The organism is Bradyrhizobium sp. CCBAU 21365 (assembly GCF_015291305.1).
GTDB classification, from domain to species: Bacteria; Pseudomonadota; Alphaproteobacteria; order Rhizobiales; family Xanthobacteraceae; genus Bradyrhizobium; species Bradyrhizobium elkanii.
In genome coordinates this window covers 3,242,236-3,259,387 of the sequence record NZ_CP030036.1, presented here as the reverse complement: position 1 = coordinate 3,259,387, position 17,152 = coordinate 3,242,236, and the positions used below count along the sequence as shown (strand labels likewise).

Sequence of the window (17,152 nt, the reverse complement as noted above, 5' to 3'; positions counted from 1 at the left end):
ATTTGCTCGCACCACGCAACGCCCGGCGCGCTGTTCCCGGCGCCTGGCAAATTGTGTTGCGCGGCAGCGGCCCGCGGCTTACGATAGTTGCAAATGAAACTAATTGGGTTGGATGCGCCATGAACGGACACGCGCGCGAGCTGGCTGACGGCTTCGACCTCGAGAAGCTGACGCCGGAATTCTACGCCGACCCCTACCCGACCTATCGCGCGTTGCGCGAGAACGCGCCGGTCAAGCGGCTGCCGAACGGCTGCTATTTTCTCACCCGCTACGACGACCTCGTCGCCGCCTACAAGAACACCAAGGTATTCTCCTCCGACAAGAAGAAGGAGTTCTTGCCGAAATACGGCAACTCGCTGCTCTACGAGCATCACACGACCAGCCTCGTCTTCAACGATCCGCCGGCCCACACCCGCGTGCGGCGGCTGATCATGGGCGCATTGTCGCCGCGGGCGATCGCCGGCATGGAGCCTGACCTGATCGCGCTGGTCGACAGCCTGCTCGACCGGATCGAGACCCGCGACCGCTTCGAGCTGATCGGCGACTTCGCCTCGGCGATCCCGGTCGAGGTGATAGGCAATCTGCTCGACGTGCCGCACGACGAACGCGAGCCGCTGCGCGACTGGTCGCTGGCGATCCTGGGCGCGCTGGAGCCGGTGATCGGCAAGGACGCGTTCGACCGCGGCAATAATGCGGTAAAGGATTTTCTCGCCTATCTCGAAACGCTGGTTGAACGCCGCCGCGCCAGACCGGGCAATCCCGAACGCGACGTGCTGACCCGGCTGATCCAGGGTGAGGATAGTGGCGAGCGGCTGACCGCAAAGGAATTGCTGCACAATTGCATCTTCCTGCTCAACGCCGGCCATGAGACCACGACCAATCTGATCGGCAACGGGCTGGTGACGCTCACCCAAAATCCGGATCAGAAGCAACGGCTGATCGCGCACCCCGAGCTCATCAAGACCGCGGTCGAGGAGATGCTGCGCTACGAAAGCTCGAACCAGCTCGGCAACCGCATGATCGTGGAAGAAACCGAGCTCGGCGGCATCAAGATGCCGGCCGGCACGCTAGTCACGCTGTGCATCGGCGCGGCCAACCGCGACCCCGCGCAATTCCCCAATCCCGAAGGCTTCGACGTCGCGCGTACGCCGAACCGCCACCTCGCCTTCGGCACCGGCGCGCATCAGTGCGCCGGCATGGCGCTGGCGCGCCTCGAAGGCGCCATCGCGATCTCGCGGTTCCTCGAACGCTTCCCGAACTACGCGCTCGACGGCGAGCCGGTGCGCGGCGGGCGGGTGCGCTTCCGCGGCTTCCTCAGCGTGCCCTGCAGCAACAGCGCCTAAGACGACACATTGTCGCCTGCGAATTTGGCCGGCGACACACTTCCCTGTGGAGGAACTGATGCCCAAATCAACTGCAGGCACGATTTGATGTAATCTCTCGTGCGCTGCAGCGGGAGTGACGCATGATGAATGCATCGGTCACTGATTTCCTCGCAACCGAAGCGCAGTTCGGCACCTACAATTATGAGCCGATCGGGGTCGTGCTGTCCCGCGGCGAAGGCGTCTGGGTCTGGGATACCGATGGCAACCGGTATCTCGATTGTCTCTCCGCCTATTCGGCGGTGAGCCAGGGCCACTGCCATCCGAAGATACTCGCCGCCATGATCGAACAGGCGCGTCGGCTGACGCTGACCTCGCGCGCCTTCCACAACGACCAGCTCGCTCCCTTCTACCGCGAGCTCGCGGAACTGACCGGCTCGCACAAGGTGCTGCCGATGAACAGCGGCGCCGAGGCGGTGGAGAGTGCGATCAAGTCGGTGCGCAAATGGGCCTATGAGGTCAAGGGCGTGCCGGACGGGCAGGCCGAGATCATCGTCTGCGCCAATAATTTCCACGGACGCACGCTCGGCATCGTCGGCTTCTCGACCGACCCCGGTTCGCGCGACCATTTCGGACCGTTCGCGCCGGGCTTCAAGATCATCCCGTTCGGCGACGCCGCCGCGCTCGAGCAGGCAATCACGCCGAACACCGCGACCTTCCTGGTCGAGCCGATCCAGGGCGAAGCCGGCGTCGTGATTCCTCCGCCAGGCTATTTCACACGCGTGCGCGAGCTGTGCACCGCGCATAATGTGATGCTCGTGCTCGACGAGATTCAGACCGGGCTCGGCCGCACCGGCAAGCTGCTCGCCGAACAGCACGAAGGGATCGAGGCCGACGTGACGCTGCTCGGCAAGGCGCTGTCGGGCGGCTTCTATCCGGTATCGGCGGTGCTTTCCAACAACGCCGTGCTCGGCACGCTGCGGCCCGGCCAGCACGGCTCGACCTTCGGCGGCAATCCGCTGGCCTGCGCGGTGGCGCGGGCGGCGCTGCGCGTGCTGATCGACGAGGGAATGATCGAGAACGCTGCGCAACAGGGCGCGCGCTTTCTCGCCGGATTGCAGGACATCCGCGCCAACGTGATCCGCGAGGTGCGCGGGCGCGGGCTGATGCTGGCGATCGAGCTGCACCCGGAAGCCGGCGGCGCCCGCCGCTACTGTCTGGCGCTGCAGGCGCGCGGCATCCTCGCCAAGGACACCCATGAACACACCATCCGGATCGCTCCGCCGCTGGTGATCACGGCCGATCAGGTCGACTGGGCGACGGAGCGGATCGCGGCCACCCTCACGCAGGACGTCTCCTGACAGTTCCCCTCGCCGGAAGACCGTAACGCCGGCCGTAGCCACAACGAACGAATCCGACGTCGGTGCGTTAAAGCACTGCGGGCGACTGTTGAACGGAGAGCTAAGCTCATGCTTTCCCGCAGCGCTTTGTTTGTTGTCTTTTCGATTGGCAGTTCGATGCTCGTGGCGCACGGCGGCGCGTCCGCCCAGCCACACGGAAAGGGTGCACCGGCGGCAAGGCCGGCTGCACCGGCCGCGATGGCGCGTCCCGCCCCGATGGTACACGCCGCCCCTCCCGCAATGGCCAGGCCGCCCGCAATGGCGAGACCGCCTGCAATGGCACGGCCACCCGCGATGGCACGGCCGGCGGCACCCGCGTTCCACGCCCCGCAGCGACCGGCGATGGCGCCGCGCCCGGCCCCGCATTTCGCCGCCCCGTCGGTACGCCAGGCCCCCCGTATCGCCGCGCCGCGTGTCGCAGCGCCACGCCCCGAATTCCGTCGCGGAGCACCGCAGCGTCAGGCTCCGCATATCGCGGCACCGTCACGTCCGAGCCCACCTTCGCGCTTGAGCGAGCGGCCGTCGCCGACGGAGCGCGTTCAACAGCGCGCGCAGCAGCAACAGCAAATGATCCAGCAACGCCAGCAGGCGGCGCAGCAGCGGCAGCGTGACGCGCTCTCGCGCCAGACCACCGAGCGGCAGACCCGGATCGATCGCCTGCAGCAACGCGTGCAGCAACTGCAGTCGCAAAAGGTCCAAGGCGCACGCGCGCAACGCGTCCATGACCGCGCCCTGCAGGCGCAGAACCGCCTGTTGCAGCGCGAGCAGCGTGCGCAGCAGGCCGAATTTGCCCGTCAGCAGCGATTGGCGCCGGCAGCGACGGTTGGGGCTGCCGTTGGCGCCGCGGTCGCGACCACGGCCGCGACGCAGGCGGCTCAGCGCGAGCGATTTGCCGCGCGCTTCCGCGAGCAGGCAGGTGCGCAGGGCCAGGCAGGGCTTGCGGCGCGCCAAGGCGGCTGGGCGCCCCGGCATGCCTGGCGACGCGGCAGCCACGCTGCCTTCGTGGCGTGGCTTGGGCCGGTGTTCTGGCCTTACGCCTATTCGGACATCTTTGACTACACGTTCTGGTCCTATGCCTACGAGCCCGGCTATTGGGCCTACGCCTATGACGACTTCGTCGACACCGTGTTCTGGGACACCAACACTCCCTACTCCGCCTATGCCAGCACCAACCCTGGCGACTATCGGGCGACCGCGGGTCGCGATCGGTCCCGTCAGCGCACCGACACGAGCCCGCAGGCACTCAAGCAGCTCTGCGGCGAGCCAGACAAGGGCGTCACGGCCTGGCCGCTTGCCGACATCGCGCGGGCGGTACGGCCGGACCAGCAGCAGCGGGCGTTGCTCGACGAGTTGAAGACATCAGCGGCAAAGGCCGCCGACATCTTCAAGGACTCCTGCACGGACAGCTATGCCATGACGCCCACCGGCCGCCTGCGGTCGATGGAGAACCGCATCAGCGCGACGCTCGAGGCGATCAAGATCGTGCGGCCGGCGCTGGAGAATTTCTACAGCTCGCTCAGCGACGAGCAGCAGGCCCGCTTCAATGCGCTTGGTCCACATGTCGGCGAGCGTTCGCCGCAACAGCAGGAGGCGACCGCGCAAGCCGGCAATTGCGGCGATTCGAAATCCGACCTGGCCCACCTGCCGATCAACCGGATCGCGGCCTCGCTTCATCCGGCGGGCAAGCAAAAGGAAGCGCTCGACCGCCTGAGCGATGCGACCACAAAAGCCATCGCGGACCTGCAGGCGGCCTGTCCGAACGACGTGCCGCTGACGCCGGTCGGCCGGCTGGAGGCGATGCAGCACCGGCTCGAGGCCATGCAAAAGGCCGCGAAGCTGATCGAGCCTGCACTGGATGAGTTCTATACGATGCTGAGCAGCGAGCAGAAAGCTCGCTTCAACACGCTGCAGCGGGTTGCGAGCCCCTGAGACGGCCGGCCGGCGATCCGGATCGCCGGGTGCGCCACGGAATGCCAGTCCCCCATCTTGCCTTTGCGGCCGGCGCGCAGCAATGTCTGCTACCGGCGTCCTGATGCAATGCCGAATGACGGGGCGGGAATGAAGCGCGGCTGGATGAGCACTGGCGAGCTACGCGAGCGCTGGGGCGATTCCTTATTGACAGTGCTCACTGTCCTGCTCGTGGTCATGATTTTCGTGGTGGCGCCGTTACAGGCGTTGGGCCTGTTCGAATTCCAGATTTTTGAACTCCTGCTCGCGCTGGTCCTGGTCGGCGGCGTCTTCCTGATGTCAGGCAGCGCGCTGGCGGTCGTCACGATGCTGGTCGCGCTCGTCATGATCGTCACGGGCGGAATCCTGAGACTACGCTCACCTTCAATTTTCGATCTCAACCTGTTCGCCGGATCCTGGCTGCTCGTCGGCCTCACCATGGCCGTGACGGTGGCGCGCGCGACGTTCGCGCCAGGCCGCGTCACCTATCACCGTGTGATCGGCGCGGTCCTGCTCTATCTTACGGTCGCCGTGATCTTCGCGGCGCTCTACACCTTTGTCGGCACGCTGAGGCCTGACGCATTTCCCGGCATGAAGGTGGAAGACAGCCCGACGCTGGCGAGCCGCGTCCTCTATTTCAGCTTCGCCACGCTCACGACGACAGGTTATGGCGACGTCGCCCCGCTGCATCCGATCGCGCGGAGCCTGTGCAATCTCGAGGCGATCTTCGGCCAGCTCTATCCGGCAACGCTGCTGGCGCGCCTCGTCACGCTGGAGATCGAGCACCGCAACGAAGAGTCCTGATGAGGCACGAGGCGCGCATGAAGCGCCGTGCCCACCTGACGGCGTCCTAAACCACCGTCCGGTGCCGCTCGATGCAGGTTCGCAGCACTTCGTCCAGCGGACGGCCCCACCAGTCGTTCGAGAAAATCTCGATCTCCGAATACCCGGCAAAGCCCTGCGCCTCGACGGCGGCGCGCACCGATCTGATGTCGATGACGCCGTCACCCATCATGCCGCGGTCGTTGAGGATGTCCTTGGTCGGCACCAGCCAGTCGCAGACGTGGAACGCAAGCAGGCGATCCTGGCCGGCGCGCGCGATCTGGCCCATCAGCTCCGGATCCCACCAGATGTGATAGACGTCGAGCGCGACGCCGATCGCGCCGGTTCTGCCGGGATCGAGCGCGTCGCAGATATCGAGCGCATGCTTCGTGGTGTTCACGCAGGCGCGGTCGGCGGCATAGGCCGGATGCAGCGGCTCGATCGCTAGCGGCAGCTTTGCCAGCTTCGCATAATCCAGCATCTCGGCGATGCCGTCGTGCACCTGATGGCGCGCGGCCGCGATGTCCTTCGAATCCGCGCTGCCCGGCCGAGAATATTGCGGCAGGCCGCCGACCACCAGCACGATGCAGGAGGCGCCGAGTGCCGCCGCCTCGTCGACCGCGCGGCGATTGTCGTCGCGCGCCTCGCCGCGATGCGCGCCATCTGCCGTGAACATGCCGCCGCGGCAATAGCCCGACAGATCGAGCCCGGCATCCCTGACCGCGCGGACGGCGCGATCGAGGCCGACGGCTGCGACCTGGTCGCGCCAGGGATCGATGGCGCGGATGCCATGGCGCGCGCAGGCCTCGACGATGGCGATGAGATCGCCCTGCTTGCGAACGGTCGCCGTGTTCAGCGACAGCCAGCGGTGGTCATTGGAGAAATCGCGCATCAGGCGTCGATGCCACGGGTGGCCAGGATCGTCGCCATCCGCCGCGTCGCGGCTTCCGGATTGGCGAGCAGCCCGGCCTTGTCGGCGAGCCGGAACAGCTCGGCAAGATGCAAGATCGAGCGTGCGCTCTCCTGCCCGCCGACCATGGTGAAGTGATCCTGGTGCCCGTTGAGATAGGCCATGAACACGATGCCTGTCTTGTAGAAGCGCGTCGGCGCCTTGAAGATATGGCGCGACAACGGCACCGTAGGTCCAAGCACATCGTGGAAGCCGGCCTCATCGCCCGCGGCGAGCCGCGACAGCGCATAGGACGCTGCCGGGGCGATGGCATCGAAGATGCCGAGCAGCGCGTGAGAAAATCCCTTGTCGTCGCCGGCGATCAGCTCCGCATAGTTGAAGTCGTCGCCGGTATACATCTTCACGCGCGAATCGAGCCGGCGCCGCATGTCGATCTCGCGCTGCTTGTCGAGCAGCGAGACCTTGACGCCATCGACCTTGGACGGATTGGCGTTGATGATCGCAACCGCCGTATCCATCGCCTTGTCGAGATCGGCCGTGCCCCAGTAACCCGATAGCGCGGGATCGAACATGTCGCCGAGCCAGTGGATGATCACGGGCTCACGAACCTGCGACAGCACGCGGTCGTAGACCCTGGCGTAGTCGTCAGCGCTCTTGCCGAGCTTTGCCAAAGCGCGCGAGGCCATCAGGATGATGCGACCGCCGGCCTTCTCCACTGCCGCGATCTGCTCCTCATAGGCACGGATCACATCGTCGATCGACCTGGCGTCCTCGACCGCGAGATGGTCGGTGCCGGCGCCGGAGAACACCAGTGCATTGCCTTTGGCCTTCGCCGCCTGCACCGAGCGCTGGATCAGTTCGAGCGAGGTCGCCCAGTCCAGCCCCATGCCGCGCTGCGCCGTGTCCATGGCTTCAGCGACGCCGAGGCCGAGGTCCCAGACGTGCTCGCGAAACGCGATCGTCTTGTCCCAGTCGATCGCCGCGGCCAACCAGGGATCGACGTCGGCGCGCGGATCGGCCACCACATGCGCGGCCGAGAACGCCACGCGGTTCAGCGTACCCTCGAGCTTCGCCGGAAAGGTCCGCGACGCCGCGAGGCGATAGGTCTCGAGGCCGCCATCGGCGGTCGGCAGTTTCAGCGACAGGGATGACTCTGTCAGGGCAGGCTTGGGCAGGACGGGCTTGTTCATGGCAAGGTCCTTTCTCAGACCGATATCGGGGCGACGTCGATCCAGCGCCGCTCCTTCCAGCTCTTCAGCGCGCATTCGGCGAGTTGCACGCCCTTGGCGCCTTCGAGCAGGGTGTATTTGTAGGGCGCATCCTCGCAGACATGGCGGATGAACATCTCCCACTGCTCCTTGAAGCCGTTGTCGTAAACGACGTTCTCAGGCAGCTTCTGCCAGTCGGCATAGAAATCGTGCATCCGCTTCTCGTCCGGATTCCATACCGGCCGCGGGGTCGCCTGACGTGCCTGGATCGCGCAGTCGGTGAGGCCCGCCACCGCCGAGCCATGGGTGCCGTCGACCTGGAAGGTGACGAGGTCGTCGCGGTAGACGCGCGTCACCCAGCTCATGTTGATGTGCGCGATGACGCCGCCCTTCAGGCGGAAGGTGGCGTAGGCGGAATCATCGGCGGTCGCCTGGTATTTCTTGCCCTTCTCGTCATAGCGCTCGGGGATGTCAGTCGTGCCGAGGCAGGTCACGCTCTCGACTTCGCCGAACAGATTGTCGAGCACGTAGCGCCAGTGGCAGACCATGTCGAGGATGATGCCGCCGCCGTCCTCGGCGCGGTAATTCCACGACGGCCGCTGCGCTTCCTGCCAGCCGCCCTCGAACACCCAGTAGCCGAACTCGCCGCGCACCGAGAGCATGCGGCCGAAGAAACCGGAGTCGCGCAGGAAAGCGAGCTTCTTCAGGCCCGGCAGGAACAGCTTGTCCTGCACCGTGCCGTGCTTGAGGCCCTTGGCATTGGCGAGCTTCACGACCGCAACAGCCTCTTCGAGATTGGTCGCGATCGGCTTCTCGCAATAGACATGCTTGCCGGCATTGATCGCCTTGGTCAGCAACGAGGGCCGCGCCTGCGTGGTGGCGGCGTCGAAGAACACGGTGTCGCCCTTGTCGGCGAGTGCACGATCGAGATCGGTGGTGTGACGTTCGATGTTGTAGCGCTTTGCCAACGCGCCGACCTTCTCGGCATCGCGGCCGACCAGGATCGGATCGGGCATGACGCGGTCGCCGTTCGCGAGCTGCACGCCGCCCTGCTCGCGGATCGCGACGATCGAGCGGATCAGATGCTGGTTGAGCCCCATCCGGCCGGTGACGCCGTTCATGATCAGGCCGAGGCGCTTGGTCGTCATACTGTCTGCTCCTGCGAAACGCGTGGTGTTGGCCGCTTGAGCGGCTGCATGGTGGACCAGTCCGGATGGACCGAACTGGCAAAGCCCGGCGCGGCGGCGATCGATCCGGTCAGCAGATCGCCGTCATGGATCGCGAGGCGGACCTTGCCGCCCGCGCGCGTGTAGAGATCGGGATGCGCGGTGAGGAAGGCGTCGGCCTCGTCAGCCGGCGTATCGGCAAAGCCATCGACATAATGGTGCCCGTTGCGCTCGGCATGGGTGACGCCGATCAGCGCACCGAGCGCGAGGTCCTGCTGCACGCCGAGCCCGGCCTGGCAGGTCAGGTCCTCGCCGCTGATGAAATAGCCGCCGCTCTCAGCGCTCCACGCCGCCGCGCGGGTGGCGTTGACGATCGACTTATAGATGCCCTTGCACGATTTGGAGGAGATGCCGCGATAGCCGAGCGCGCGCGCCTGCGGGAATGCATCATAGCAATCGTCGGCCTCGTCGATGATGAAGCCGTGCGCCGCCAGTTTCCCGAGCGGCGAGGCTCTTGTGATATCGCGCGGCATCGGCTGCTCGATATAGAGCAGGTTTGCCCTGATCGGCTGCAACGCCGCGTCATGGTCGAGCCGGTCGACCAGCGTGTTCAGCGCGGCAAGATCGGCATATTGCTCGTTGGCGTCGAGCGTGATCCTGGTTGCGTAAGGCAGCTTCGCGAGCTCGCTGCCGATCCGCGCCAGCCGCGCCGCGTCATGCGCAGGATCGCCGTTCAGCTTGAGCTTGAAATAGCGCGCACCGGCATTCTCGTTGCGGTCGGCGACGCCGCCCTCGCCTTCAACCTTGTCGTCCATTCCGACCGTGTGCCTGACGGCGACCCGCTCGAGCCGTTTGCGTGTAGAAAGGAACCGCGCAATCGCGGCATCGTCGACATCCGGCGTCAGCCGCGCGTCGATGCCGGCAATATTGCCGGCCATGCCGTCGAAGAAATTCGCGCCGGCGGCGCGGAGCAGCGCATCCAGGATCGCCTTGTCGATCTCGGCCGGGCCGAAGCCGGCGGCGAGCGGCGGAATGTCTTCGGCAGCGCAGGCCGCAACCTGCGGGCCGATACGTTCGGCATGGAGGCCGAACGCGGTCTCAAAACCCCTGTTCGCAAGATAGAGCTCGCGTGCAACCGCAAGCGAGCGGCGCAAGCCGTCGAGCGACTGCGCTTCGGTCAGATGCGGCCGCTTGTCGAACCATTTCGGCGCCAGCATCTCGGCGCCGGCGCCGGTGGCGCGACCCTTTCCCTCTACCTCGATCTCGACCCGAGCGAACATCTGCGTCGACGCGGTGATCGTCACCGCGCCGAAGCGGAACGGCCGGGCGAACACCAGCGGCCGTTCGAAGAACGCGATGTCGTTGACTTTGAGGCGAAGCGGCATTGAAGGCTCGGGTGTTAGTCCAGCGACCCCTGGGTGAAGAAATGCTTCCGGATCCGCTGCACCAGTTCGTTGAAGACAGGATCGGACATCGTCTCGAGCGAGCGCGGCCGCGGCATCGGCACGTCGTAGATCGCGGCGATCGCGCCGGGCCGCTCGGTCATCACGAGCACGCGGTCGGCGAGGAACACGGCCTCGGGAATCGAGTGCGTGATCAGCAAGACCGTCTTGCCGGTCTCGCGCTGGATCCGCATCAATTCGACGTTCATCCGCTCGCGCGTCATGGCGTCGAGCGCGCCGAACGGCTCGTCCATCAGCATGATCTTCGGATCGTGCACCAGCGCGCGGCAGATCGAGGCGCGCTGCTGCATGCCGCCGGACAGCTGCCAGGGCAGCTTCTTCTCGAAACCTTCGAGGCCGACCAGCTTCAGCAGGTCCTTGGCGCGGGCAAGATATTTGTCCCGCGGCAGCTGCTTCATGTCGATCGGCAGCATCACGTTGGAGAGGATGTTGCGCCACGGCAGCAGCAGCGCGTTCTGGAACACGATGCCGACATTGCCGTGCGGCCTGGTCACCGGCTCGCCGTCGACCAGCACCTCGCCCGTCGTCGGCGGCAGCAGGCCCGAGATCATCTTGAGCAGCGTGGACTTGCCGCAGCCGGAGGGCCCGACCACGACGAAGAACTCGCCGTCATTGATGGTGAAGTCGAGCGGCCGCAGCGACGGCACATCGCCGTCGCGCGACCGGTAGGTCTTCGACACGCCCGACAGCTTGATGCCCGGCGTGGCACCGGCCGCGCGGTCCGACACCAGACGCAGATGCGCGGCGGGCTGGACGTCGGCTATTGGCTTGGTCGCTGGGTTCATTCTGCCCGGTCCGCAGGGACATAGATTGCTGTCATTCCGGAATGGTCCGAAGGACCAGACCCGGAATCTCGAGATTCCGGGTTCGATGCTTCGCATCGCCCCGGAATGATGGTGCCTGTTGCAGTCACGAATCGCCCTTCGGCAGATAGTCGTTGGTGTAGAACGCCTTCGGATTGGCCTTGGCCTTGGCGTCGAGGCCGCCATACTCGACCATCAAATTGACCGACTCGGTCATGTTCTGGTCGGTGACCTGGAACGGCCGCCTGGTCCTGGTCTCCGCCGTGCGATAAAGCGGGATCGTCAGCTCGAAGCCTTGCGTCAACGTGTCGATCTTGCCGCCCTTCGGGTTGGCGTCGAGGATCGTCTGCGCGGCGGCCTTGGGGTCCTTCTCCGCGGCTTCCACCGCCTTTGTCGTCGCCGACATGAAGCGGCGGACCAGGTCGGCATTGGCCTTCACATAGTCGGAGTTCGCGATGATCCCCGACGACACCATGTTGATGCCGTAGTCGGCGAACTTGATCGGATAGACGTCCTTGCCGGTGGCATCCTTGATCTTCATCGACTGGTCCATGACGTAGCCGAGCAGCAGGTCGGCCTGGCCGTTGATCACGGCGTTGAGCTTGGTCTGGCCGTCGCCGGCGACGGTGTTGAAATCGCTTTCCCTGAGGCCGGTCTTCTTCAGGAACAGCGGCCAGATCTGCGTCATCGAATCCGCCGGCGTGATCGCGACCGTCTTGCCCTTGATGTCCTCCGGCTTCCTGATGTTCTTGTCGGCAAGGCTCATCGCCGACATCGGGCTGGTCTGCAGCAGCACGCCGGTGGCGATCACGGGCGCGCCCTTCACCGCGGCGCGCATCATCGTGGGCACGTCGACATAGCCGAAATCGGCGGTCTTGGCCGCCACCGCCTGCGTGGTCGCCGCCGAACCGCGGCCTTCCTGGATCTCGAGGTCGATGCCCTCAGTGGCGTAGATGCCCTTGGCCTTGCCGTAATAGAACGGCGCGTGCTCGCCATAGACGTACCAGTTCAGCATCAGCACGACCTTGTCGGCCGCGGACACCGGTGCCACCGCTAGTGCGGTCCAGGCGAGCGCGGCACCCGCGACCGCAATCAAACGCTTCATGGTTGTTCTCCCTTTATTGTCCGCGGTCCTTGCGTGGACCGCTTGTCCGGTTGCTGCGCTAGGAAGCGAAGATGATGTCGTCGCGCTGGCTGACGTGCCAGGGGATCACCAGCCGCTCGATGCGGTCGACGATCCAGAACAGGATGACGCCGAGCAGCGCAAGGATCACCAGCGCGGCGAACATCGTCGGCAGGTCGAAGGTGCCGATCGAGCGCTGCATCACGTAGCCGATGCCGGAATTGGAGCCGACGAACTCTCCGACGACGGCGCCGACCACGGCGAGCGTCACCGAGACTTTCAGGCCGGAAAAGATCGCGGGCATCGCGTGCGGCAGGTTGACCGCGCGGAACACCTGGAAGCGGCTACCCTGCATCGCGCGCGCCAGATCGACCATGTCAGGGTCGACCGACTTGAAGCCCTGCACCGCCGAGACCACCACGGGGAAGAAGCCGAGCAGGAACGCGGAGATCACCTTGGGGATGATGCCGAAGCCGAGCCACACCACGAACAGCGGCGCGATCGCGATCTTCGGCACGGACTGGGAGAACACCAGCAGCGGATAAACGTAGCTCTCGACCGTCTTCGAACCCGCGATCAGCATCGCGACGGGAATGCCGAACAGCGCCGAGAGCAGGAAGCCGCAAATCGTTGCATAGGTGGTCGGCCAGGACTGCCGCAGCAGCTCCGGCCAGTCGCTCCAGAGCACCGCCACGACGTCGCCGGGCGAGGGAATTTGGTAGGCCGGAATATGGAACAAGCGGATCGCGAGATCCCAGGCCGCCACGATGACGACCAAGAACAGGAACGGACGTACCCACGCCGCATTCAGCACCTTCGACAGGCCCGAAGGGCTCTTTGCCTCCGCCACGTCACGCTCCCTTTGCAGTCTCTCTGTCCGTTCAGAAATTAACCCGTTGGATAAATACTGTCCAGCCCAAGCGCGCGGCAAAATCGCACCGAAATACGCTACTTTCGTCAGGCGAGAATTCTATGGTCCGTAGCCCGGATGCAGCGGAGCGTAATCCGGAGCCCGGAGTGTCTACGGATAAAGCTGCCCCGGATTGCGCTGCGCTTCATCCGGGCTACAAGACACCATTGGCAATAAGCGCGAACGCGCCGCCTCACACCACGCGGTGTTCCATCGACTTCAGCGCCGGCATCGCTCCGCCGAATGCTGCCGTCGACTTGCCGGTCAGCGCCGCCAGCACCAGCGCGGTCATGTGCTCGAGGCGCTCGTCGCGGGCGTCCTTCTTCAAGAGGTCGCGGCCGAAGATCACGCTCAGCGTGGCGCTGTTGGAGAGATAGAAGAACGCCAGCCCGGCGATCGAGATGTAGAGCTGCACCGGATCGACCGCGACTCGGAAATCGCCGCTCTCGACCCCGCGCGTCACCACGGTGCGGATCATCTCGACAAAGGGCGAGTGCATCGACTTGACCTTGGTCGATCGCTTCAGGTGTTTTGCCTTGGCGAGGTTTTCCGTGTTCAGCAGTGCCAGGAACTCGGGATTGCGCAGAAAATAGTTCCACGTGAAGTCGATCAGGCGTCCGATCGCCTCGGGCGGATCGAGATGCTCGAGATCGAGGGTGCGCTCCTCGGCGCGGATCTTCTCATAGGCGCCTTCCAGCACCTCGAGATAAAGATCCTCCTTGTTGCCGACGTGGTAGTACAGCATGCGCTTGTTGGCGCCGGCGTTGGCCGCGATGCGGTCGACCCGCGCGCCGGCGAGGCCATGGGCGGCGAATTCCTGCTTTGCGGCCTCGAGAATCCGCAGCCGCATCCCCTGGGGGTCGCGCTGCCATCTCTGTATTCGCTTTGCCTTGGCCAAATCGATCGCCCGGTGATGCTGGGTTGGTGAATGTAGCATGACGCGCGACGTTTGAGAACGAATGTTGTCGTGATGCTTGTGCGGGAATATTTCTCGCAACCACCCTCCTCGTCATTCCCCGGTGCGCAATTGCGCACCGGGGAATGACGAGAAACTCAAAACACGCACTGCCGGGACGACCCGCGGATGAGACGCAGCCTAGTCCGGCTTTCCCTGTGACGGCTGCACCAGAAGCGTCGGCACACCGCATGTGCCGTTGCGCACCGTCATCACGCGCGTGCCGGTCTTGCGGCCGGTGCGGACCTCGGAGACGTCGACGCCAGCGGCAATCAGCCGCGCACGTGTGGCATCGATGTCGGCGACGCGCCAGCAGATGCCGCGCAGCCGGTCCGGCGCGTCCGTCTCCGATTTGCCCGGCCGGTGCGTGACCTCGACCACGAGGTCGCCGCAGCGAAAGAACATCAGCCGGCCCCACTCCGGATGCGACCGGTCGAGCGCCATGTCGAGGCCGAGCCGCGCGCCATAGAGCGCGGCGGCGCGTTCCGGATCGGCGGTCGAAACCACCACGTGATCCATCGCGGTGATCGATGCGGTCGTGGTGCGGACCGACAGCGGCCGCTCCTGCGCGCGCTCCAGGAAGAACATGCGCACGCCGCGCGTCGCATCGGTCGCAGCGCGGGTCCGCTTCCAAGACAGCACGACGCCACTGGTCTCGTCGCGGCTTTCGACTTCAGTGATGGGTTCGGGCTTCAGCGTCAGCCGATCGAGCCTGCGGTGTGTCTTCGCGATATCGCTGGTGCGGAAGCAGAGGCTCGCAAGCCCCTCGCCCTGGGTGGCTAGCGCGCTGCGGACACGCTGGGCTGCATCATCGTCGCCGCGCGGCGCCACCAATTCCAGCGTGGTGTTGTCGAGCGTGAACAGCATGCGGTCCGCGCCGCCGCCGCTGTAGCGCCAGGAGGGCGTCCGCGCGAACAGCGTCTCGTAGGCCGCGCTGGCAGCCGCGATGTCGCCGGTCAGGACGACGACGTGATCGAGACCGGTAATCATGGCTGCAACCTCCCCGAATCTGCCGTCATTGTGTTTCTCCCTTGACCCAACCCGGAACCACGGACTGCCGCCGGCCGTTATGCCGCATGCGAGAACGGCCCGGCGCAATCATCACCTCTACCTGTAAACCAGGCAGGGTTGCGAATAATTTCAGCTATATCGGCCGATCAGCAATGCTAGTCTGGAACCGCCGGCCGGGACCACACCAAGCCACGACGGAAAGCGAATGCAGGCTCTCTTCATCGGACAGACCTATATCGACGTCACCTTCATCACGGATCACATGCCCGTCGGCGACGAAAAGCACGTCGCCGACGCCTATGCGGTGTCGTTCGGCGGCAACGCCGTGACCGCAGCATTCTGCTGCGCCAAGCTCGGCGTCCCGCCGGACCTGATCGCCACCATGGCCAATGACTGGCTGGGACGGATGTTCTGGGACATGGCCGACAGGTACGGCATCTCGTTCCACCCCCGCAAGGTCAACTCCTCCTCGCTGTCCTTCATCATGCCGAACGACGGCAAGCGCGCCATCGTCCGCTGCCGCGACGACCAGCACATCCACCCCTTTCCGCTGCTGAACATCAAGGGCTGCCGCGCGTTGCACATCGACGGCCACCAGCCGGACGCCGCGATCCATTATGCGAAGCTGTGCCGCGAGGACGGCATCCTGACCTCGCTCGACGGCGGCGGCCTGCGCACCAACACCCACGAGCTGCTCGCATTCATCGACATTGCGATCGTCGCCGAACGGCTGTGCGAGCAGATGGACAAGACGCCGGAGCAGATGCTCGACTATCTCAAGGGCCGCGGCTGCAAGGTCGGCGGCGTCACCATGGGCGAGCGCGGCCTGCTCTGGTATGACGAGGCCGGCACGGTGCGCACGCTGCCGGCTTTCCCGATCCCGCGCGCGCGCGTGATCGACACCAACGGCGCCGGCGACGTCTTCCACGGCGCCTACATCTACTCTTACCTTTCGAACCCGAGCAAAGGCTGGCATGAGCACTTCAAGTTCGCGCGTGCAGCCTCGACCTTCAAGATCCAGAAGCTCGGCAACGAGGCCGGCTTGCCGACACTCGCCGACATCGCAGCGGTCAAGCAGGAATTTCGCGCCGAGGCCTGATATCGGTGAACGGGGCTAGTCATGAGGCACGTCTTCGTCGCCGGCAGCATCAATATGGACGTGGTGGCGACCGCCGAGCGCCATCCGCGGATCGGCGAAACCGTCGCCGGCGAGACCGTGCTGTATTTTCCCGGAGGCAAGGGCGCCAACCAGGCGGTGGCTTCGGCCAAGCTCGGCGTCCCGACCACGCTTGTCGGCCGGCTCGGCATTGATGCGTTTGGCAAGGAGCTGCGAGCGTTCCTTGTCGCGCAAGGCGTCGATCTCTCCTGCGTCAAGACTACGAGCCGCACCCATTCAGGCACGGCGATCATCACGCTCGCCAATGCCGACAACACGATCGTCGTCGTGCCGGGCGCCAACGGGCTGGTCAGTGCCCGTGACGTCGCCTCACCTGATTTCGTAAGAGGCGACGTCGCGGTCAGCCAGTTCGAGATCCCGCTGCCGGCGATCGCTGCCTTCTTCCGGCGCGCCCGCGTCGTCGGCGCCACCACGATCCTTAATCCGGCACCTGCAAAACAGGCCGACAAGGCTCTGCTCGATCTCGTCGACATCCTCGTTATGAACGAGACCGAACTCGGCTACCTGACTGGCACGGAGCTGCGAGACAGCGACACGCCGGAGCGCTTCTCCGAGGCGGCCCGGACCTTGGGGCAAGGCAGGATCGTTTGCGTCACGCTCGGAAAGCGTGGCGTGCTGGCGCTGGTCGACAACCAGCCGCTGCTCGTGCCGGGACGCGAGGTCAAGGCCGTCGACACCACAGGCGCCGGCGATTGCTTCGTCGGCGCTCTCGCCTCACAGCTTGCCATCGGCAAGCCGCTCGGCGACGCCCTGGCCTACGCCAACGCTGCGGCCTCGATTTGCGTGCAACGGATGGGAGCCGCGCCGTCGATGCCGACGGCGCAGGAGGTCGAGGACGCTCTCTCCCCACGTCGTCCCGGCGAAGGCCGGGACCCATAACCACAAATGTCAATTGTTTGCGGCGCTGGAACGACTAGTCCCGTTCACTAGACCCG

General features: G+C 65.4%; 16 protein-coding genes. 6 read left to right on the top strand and 10 right to left on the bottom strand.

From position 1 onward, the window contains the following. Positions 1-119: 119 nt before the first annotated feature. Together XI02_RS14880 and rocD are read left to right on the top strand one after the other, a co-directional pair. Positions 120-1,343, top strand: a complete 1,224-nt coding sequence (locus XI02_RS14880) for a cytochrome P450 (RefSeq protein ID WP_172648239.1) — start codon at positions 120-122, stop codon at positions 1,341-1,343. A gap of 125 nt (positions 1,344-1,468) precedes the next feature. Beyond that, positions 1,469-2,683: an ornithine--oxo-acid transaminase gene (rocD, locus tag XI02_RS14875; protein ID WP_172649201.1), complete on the top strand. Its 1,215-nt coding sequence runs from the start codon at positions 1,469-1,471 to the stop codon at positions 2,681-2,683. 522 nt (positions 2,684-3,205) lie between these two features. Here rocD and XI02_RS45380 read toward each other — a convergent pair. Continuing rightward, the gene (locus XI02_RS45380; RefSeq protein WP_244980714.1) at positions 3,206-3,673 is read right to left on the bottom strand and encodes a hypothetical protein; all 468 of its coding nucleotides are present in this window, start codon (positions 3,671-3,673) and stop codon (positions 3,206-3,208) included. Positions 3,674-3,724: 51 nt separating this feature from the next. On the opposite strand from XI02_RS45380, the gene XI02_RS45375 reads away from it, so the two are divergent. Together XI02_RS45375 and XI02_RS14865 are read left to right on the top strand one after the other, a co-directional pair. Next, positions 3,725-4,651, top strand: a complete 927-nt coding sequence (locus XI02_RS45375) for a Spy/CpxP family protein refolding chaperone (RefSeq protein ID WP_244980715.1) — start codon at positions 3,725-3,727, stop codon at positions 4,649-4,651. Positions 4,652-4,843: 192 nt separating this feature from the next. Further along, positions 4,844-5,473 (top strand): potassium channel family protein, encoded by a 630-nt coding sequence (locus XI02_RS14865; RefSeq protein WP_240537048.1) that lies wholly within the window; start codon positions 4,844-4,846, stop codon positions 5,471-5,473. Between the two features lie 46 nt (positions 5,474-5,519). Here XI02_RS14865 and XI02_RS14860 read toward each other — a convergent pair whose 3' ends face one another. From XI02_RS14860 to XI02_RS14820, 9 genes are all read right to left on the bottom strand, one after another. Then, the gene (locus tag XI02_RS14860) at positions 5,520-6,383 is read right to left on the bottom strand and encodes a sugar phosphate isomerase/epimerase (protein ID WP_172648241.1); all 864 of its coding nucleotides are present in this window, start codon (positions 6,381-6,383) and stop codon (positions 5,520-5,522) included. Further along, positions 6,383-7,591 (bottom strand): dihydrodipicolinate synthase family protein, encoded by a 1,209-nt coding sequence (locus XI02_RS14855; protein WP_172648242.1) that lies wholly within the window; start codon positions 7,589-7,591, stop codon positions 6,383-6,385. Before XI02_RS14855 ends, XI02_RS14860 begins: the two co-directional genes overlap by 1 nt. A 14-nt stretch (positions 7,592-7,605) precedes the next feature. After that, positions 7,606-8,757 (bottom strand): Gfo/Idh/MocA family protein, encoded by a 1,152-nt coding sequence (locus XI02_RS14850; RefSeq protein ID WP_172648243.1) that lies wholly within the window; start codon positions 8,755-8,757, stop codon positions 7,606-7,608. Continuing rightward, complete coding sequence (locus XI02_RS14845) at positions 8,754-10,160, bottom strand: hypothetical protein (RefSeq protein WP_172648244.1); 1,407 nt, start codon at positions 10,158-10,160, stop codon at positions 8,754-8,756. Before XI02_RS14845 ends, XI02_RS14850 begins: the two co-directional genes overlap by 4 nt. Before the next feature lie 14 nt (positions 10,161-10,174). Next, the gene (locus tag XI02_RS14840) at positions 10,175-11,023 is read right to left on the bottom strand and encodes an ABC transporter ATP-binding protein (protein ID WP_018270482.1); all 849 of its coding nucleotides are present in this window, start codon (positions 11,021-11,023) and stop codon (positions 10,175-10,177) included. A gap of 124 nt (positions 11,024-11,147) precedes the next feature. Then, positions 11,148-12,146, bottom strand: a complete 999-nt coding sequence (locus XI02_RS14835) for an ABC transporter substrate-binding protein (protein ID WP_016842152.1) — start codon at positions 12,144-12,146, stop codon at positions 11,148-11,150. Positions 12,147-12,204: 58 nt separating this feature from the next. Then, the gene (locus tag XI02_RS14830; protein WP_172648245.1) at positions 12,205-13,014 is read right to left on the bottom strand and encodes an ABC transporter permease; all 810 of its coding nucleotides are present in this window, start codon (positions 13,012-13,014) and stop codon (positions 12,205-12,207) included. A 253-nt stretch (positions 13,015-13,267) separates the two neighbouring features. Continuing rightward, on the bottom strand, positions 13,268-13,924 hold the full coding sequence (locus tag XI02_RS14825; RefSeq protein WP_016842154.1) for a TetR/AcrR family transcriptional regulator: 657 nt from the start codon (positions 13,922-13,924) through the stop codon (positions 13,268-13,270). Between the two features lie 246 nt (positions 13,925-14,170). Then, on the bottom strand, positions 14,171-15,019 hold the full coding sequence (locus tag XI02_RS14820; protein WP_172648247.1) for a VOC family protein: 849 nt from the start codon (positions 15,017-15,019) through the stop codon (positions 14,171-14,173). A gap of 226 nt (positions 15,020-15,245) precedes the next feature. Here XI02_RS14820 and XI02_RS14815 point away from each other — a divergent pair, with 226 nt between their 5' ends. Next, entirely contained in the window at positions 15,246-16,139 is an 894-nt protein-coding gene (locus XI02_RS14815) for a sugar kinase (RefSeq protein ID WP_028331857.1), read from the top strand. A gap of 21 nt (positions 16,140-16,160) precedes the next feature. Further along, on the top strand, positions 16,161-17,096 hold the full coding sequence (gene rbsK / locus XI02_RS14810) for a ribokinase (protein ID WP_172648248.1): 936 nt from the start codon (positions 16,161-16,163) through the stop codon (positions 17,094-17,096). Positions 17,097-17,152 lie beyond the last annotated feature (56 nt).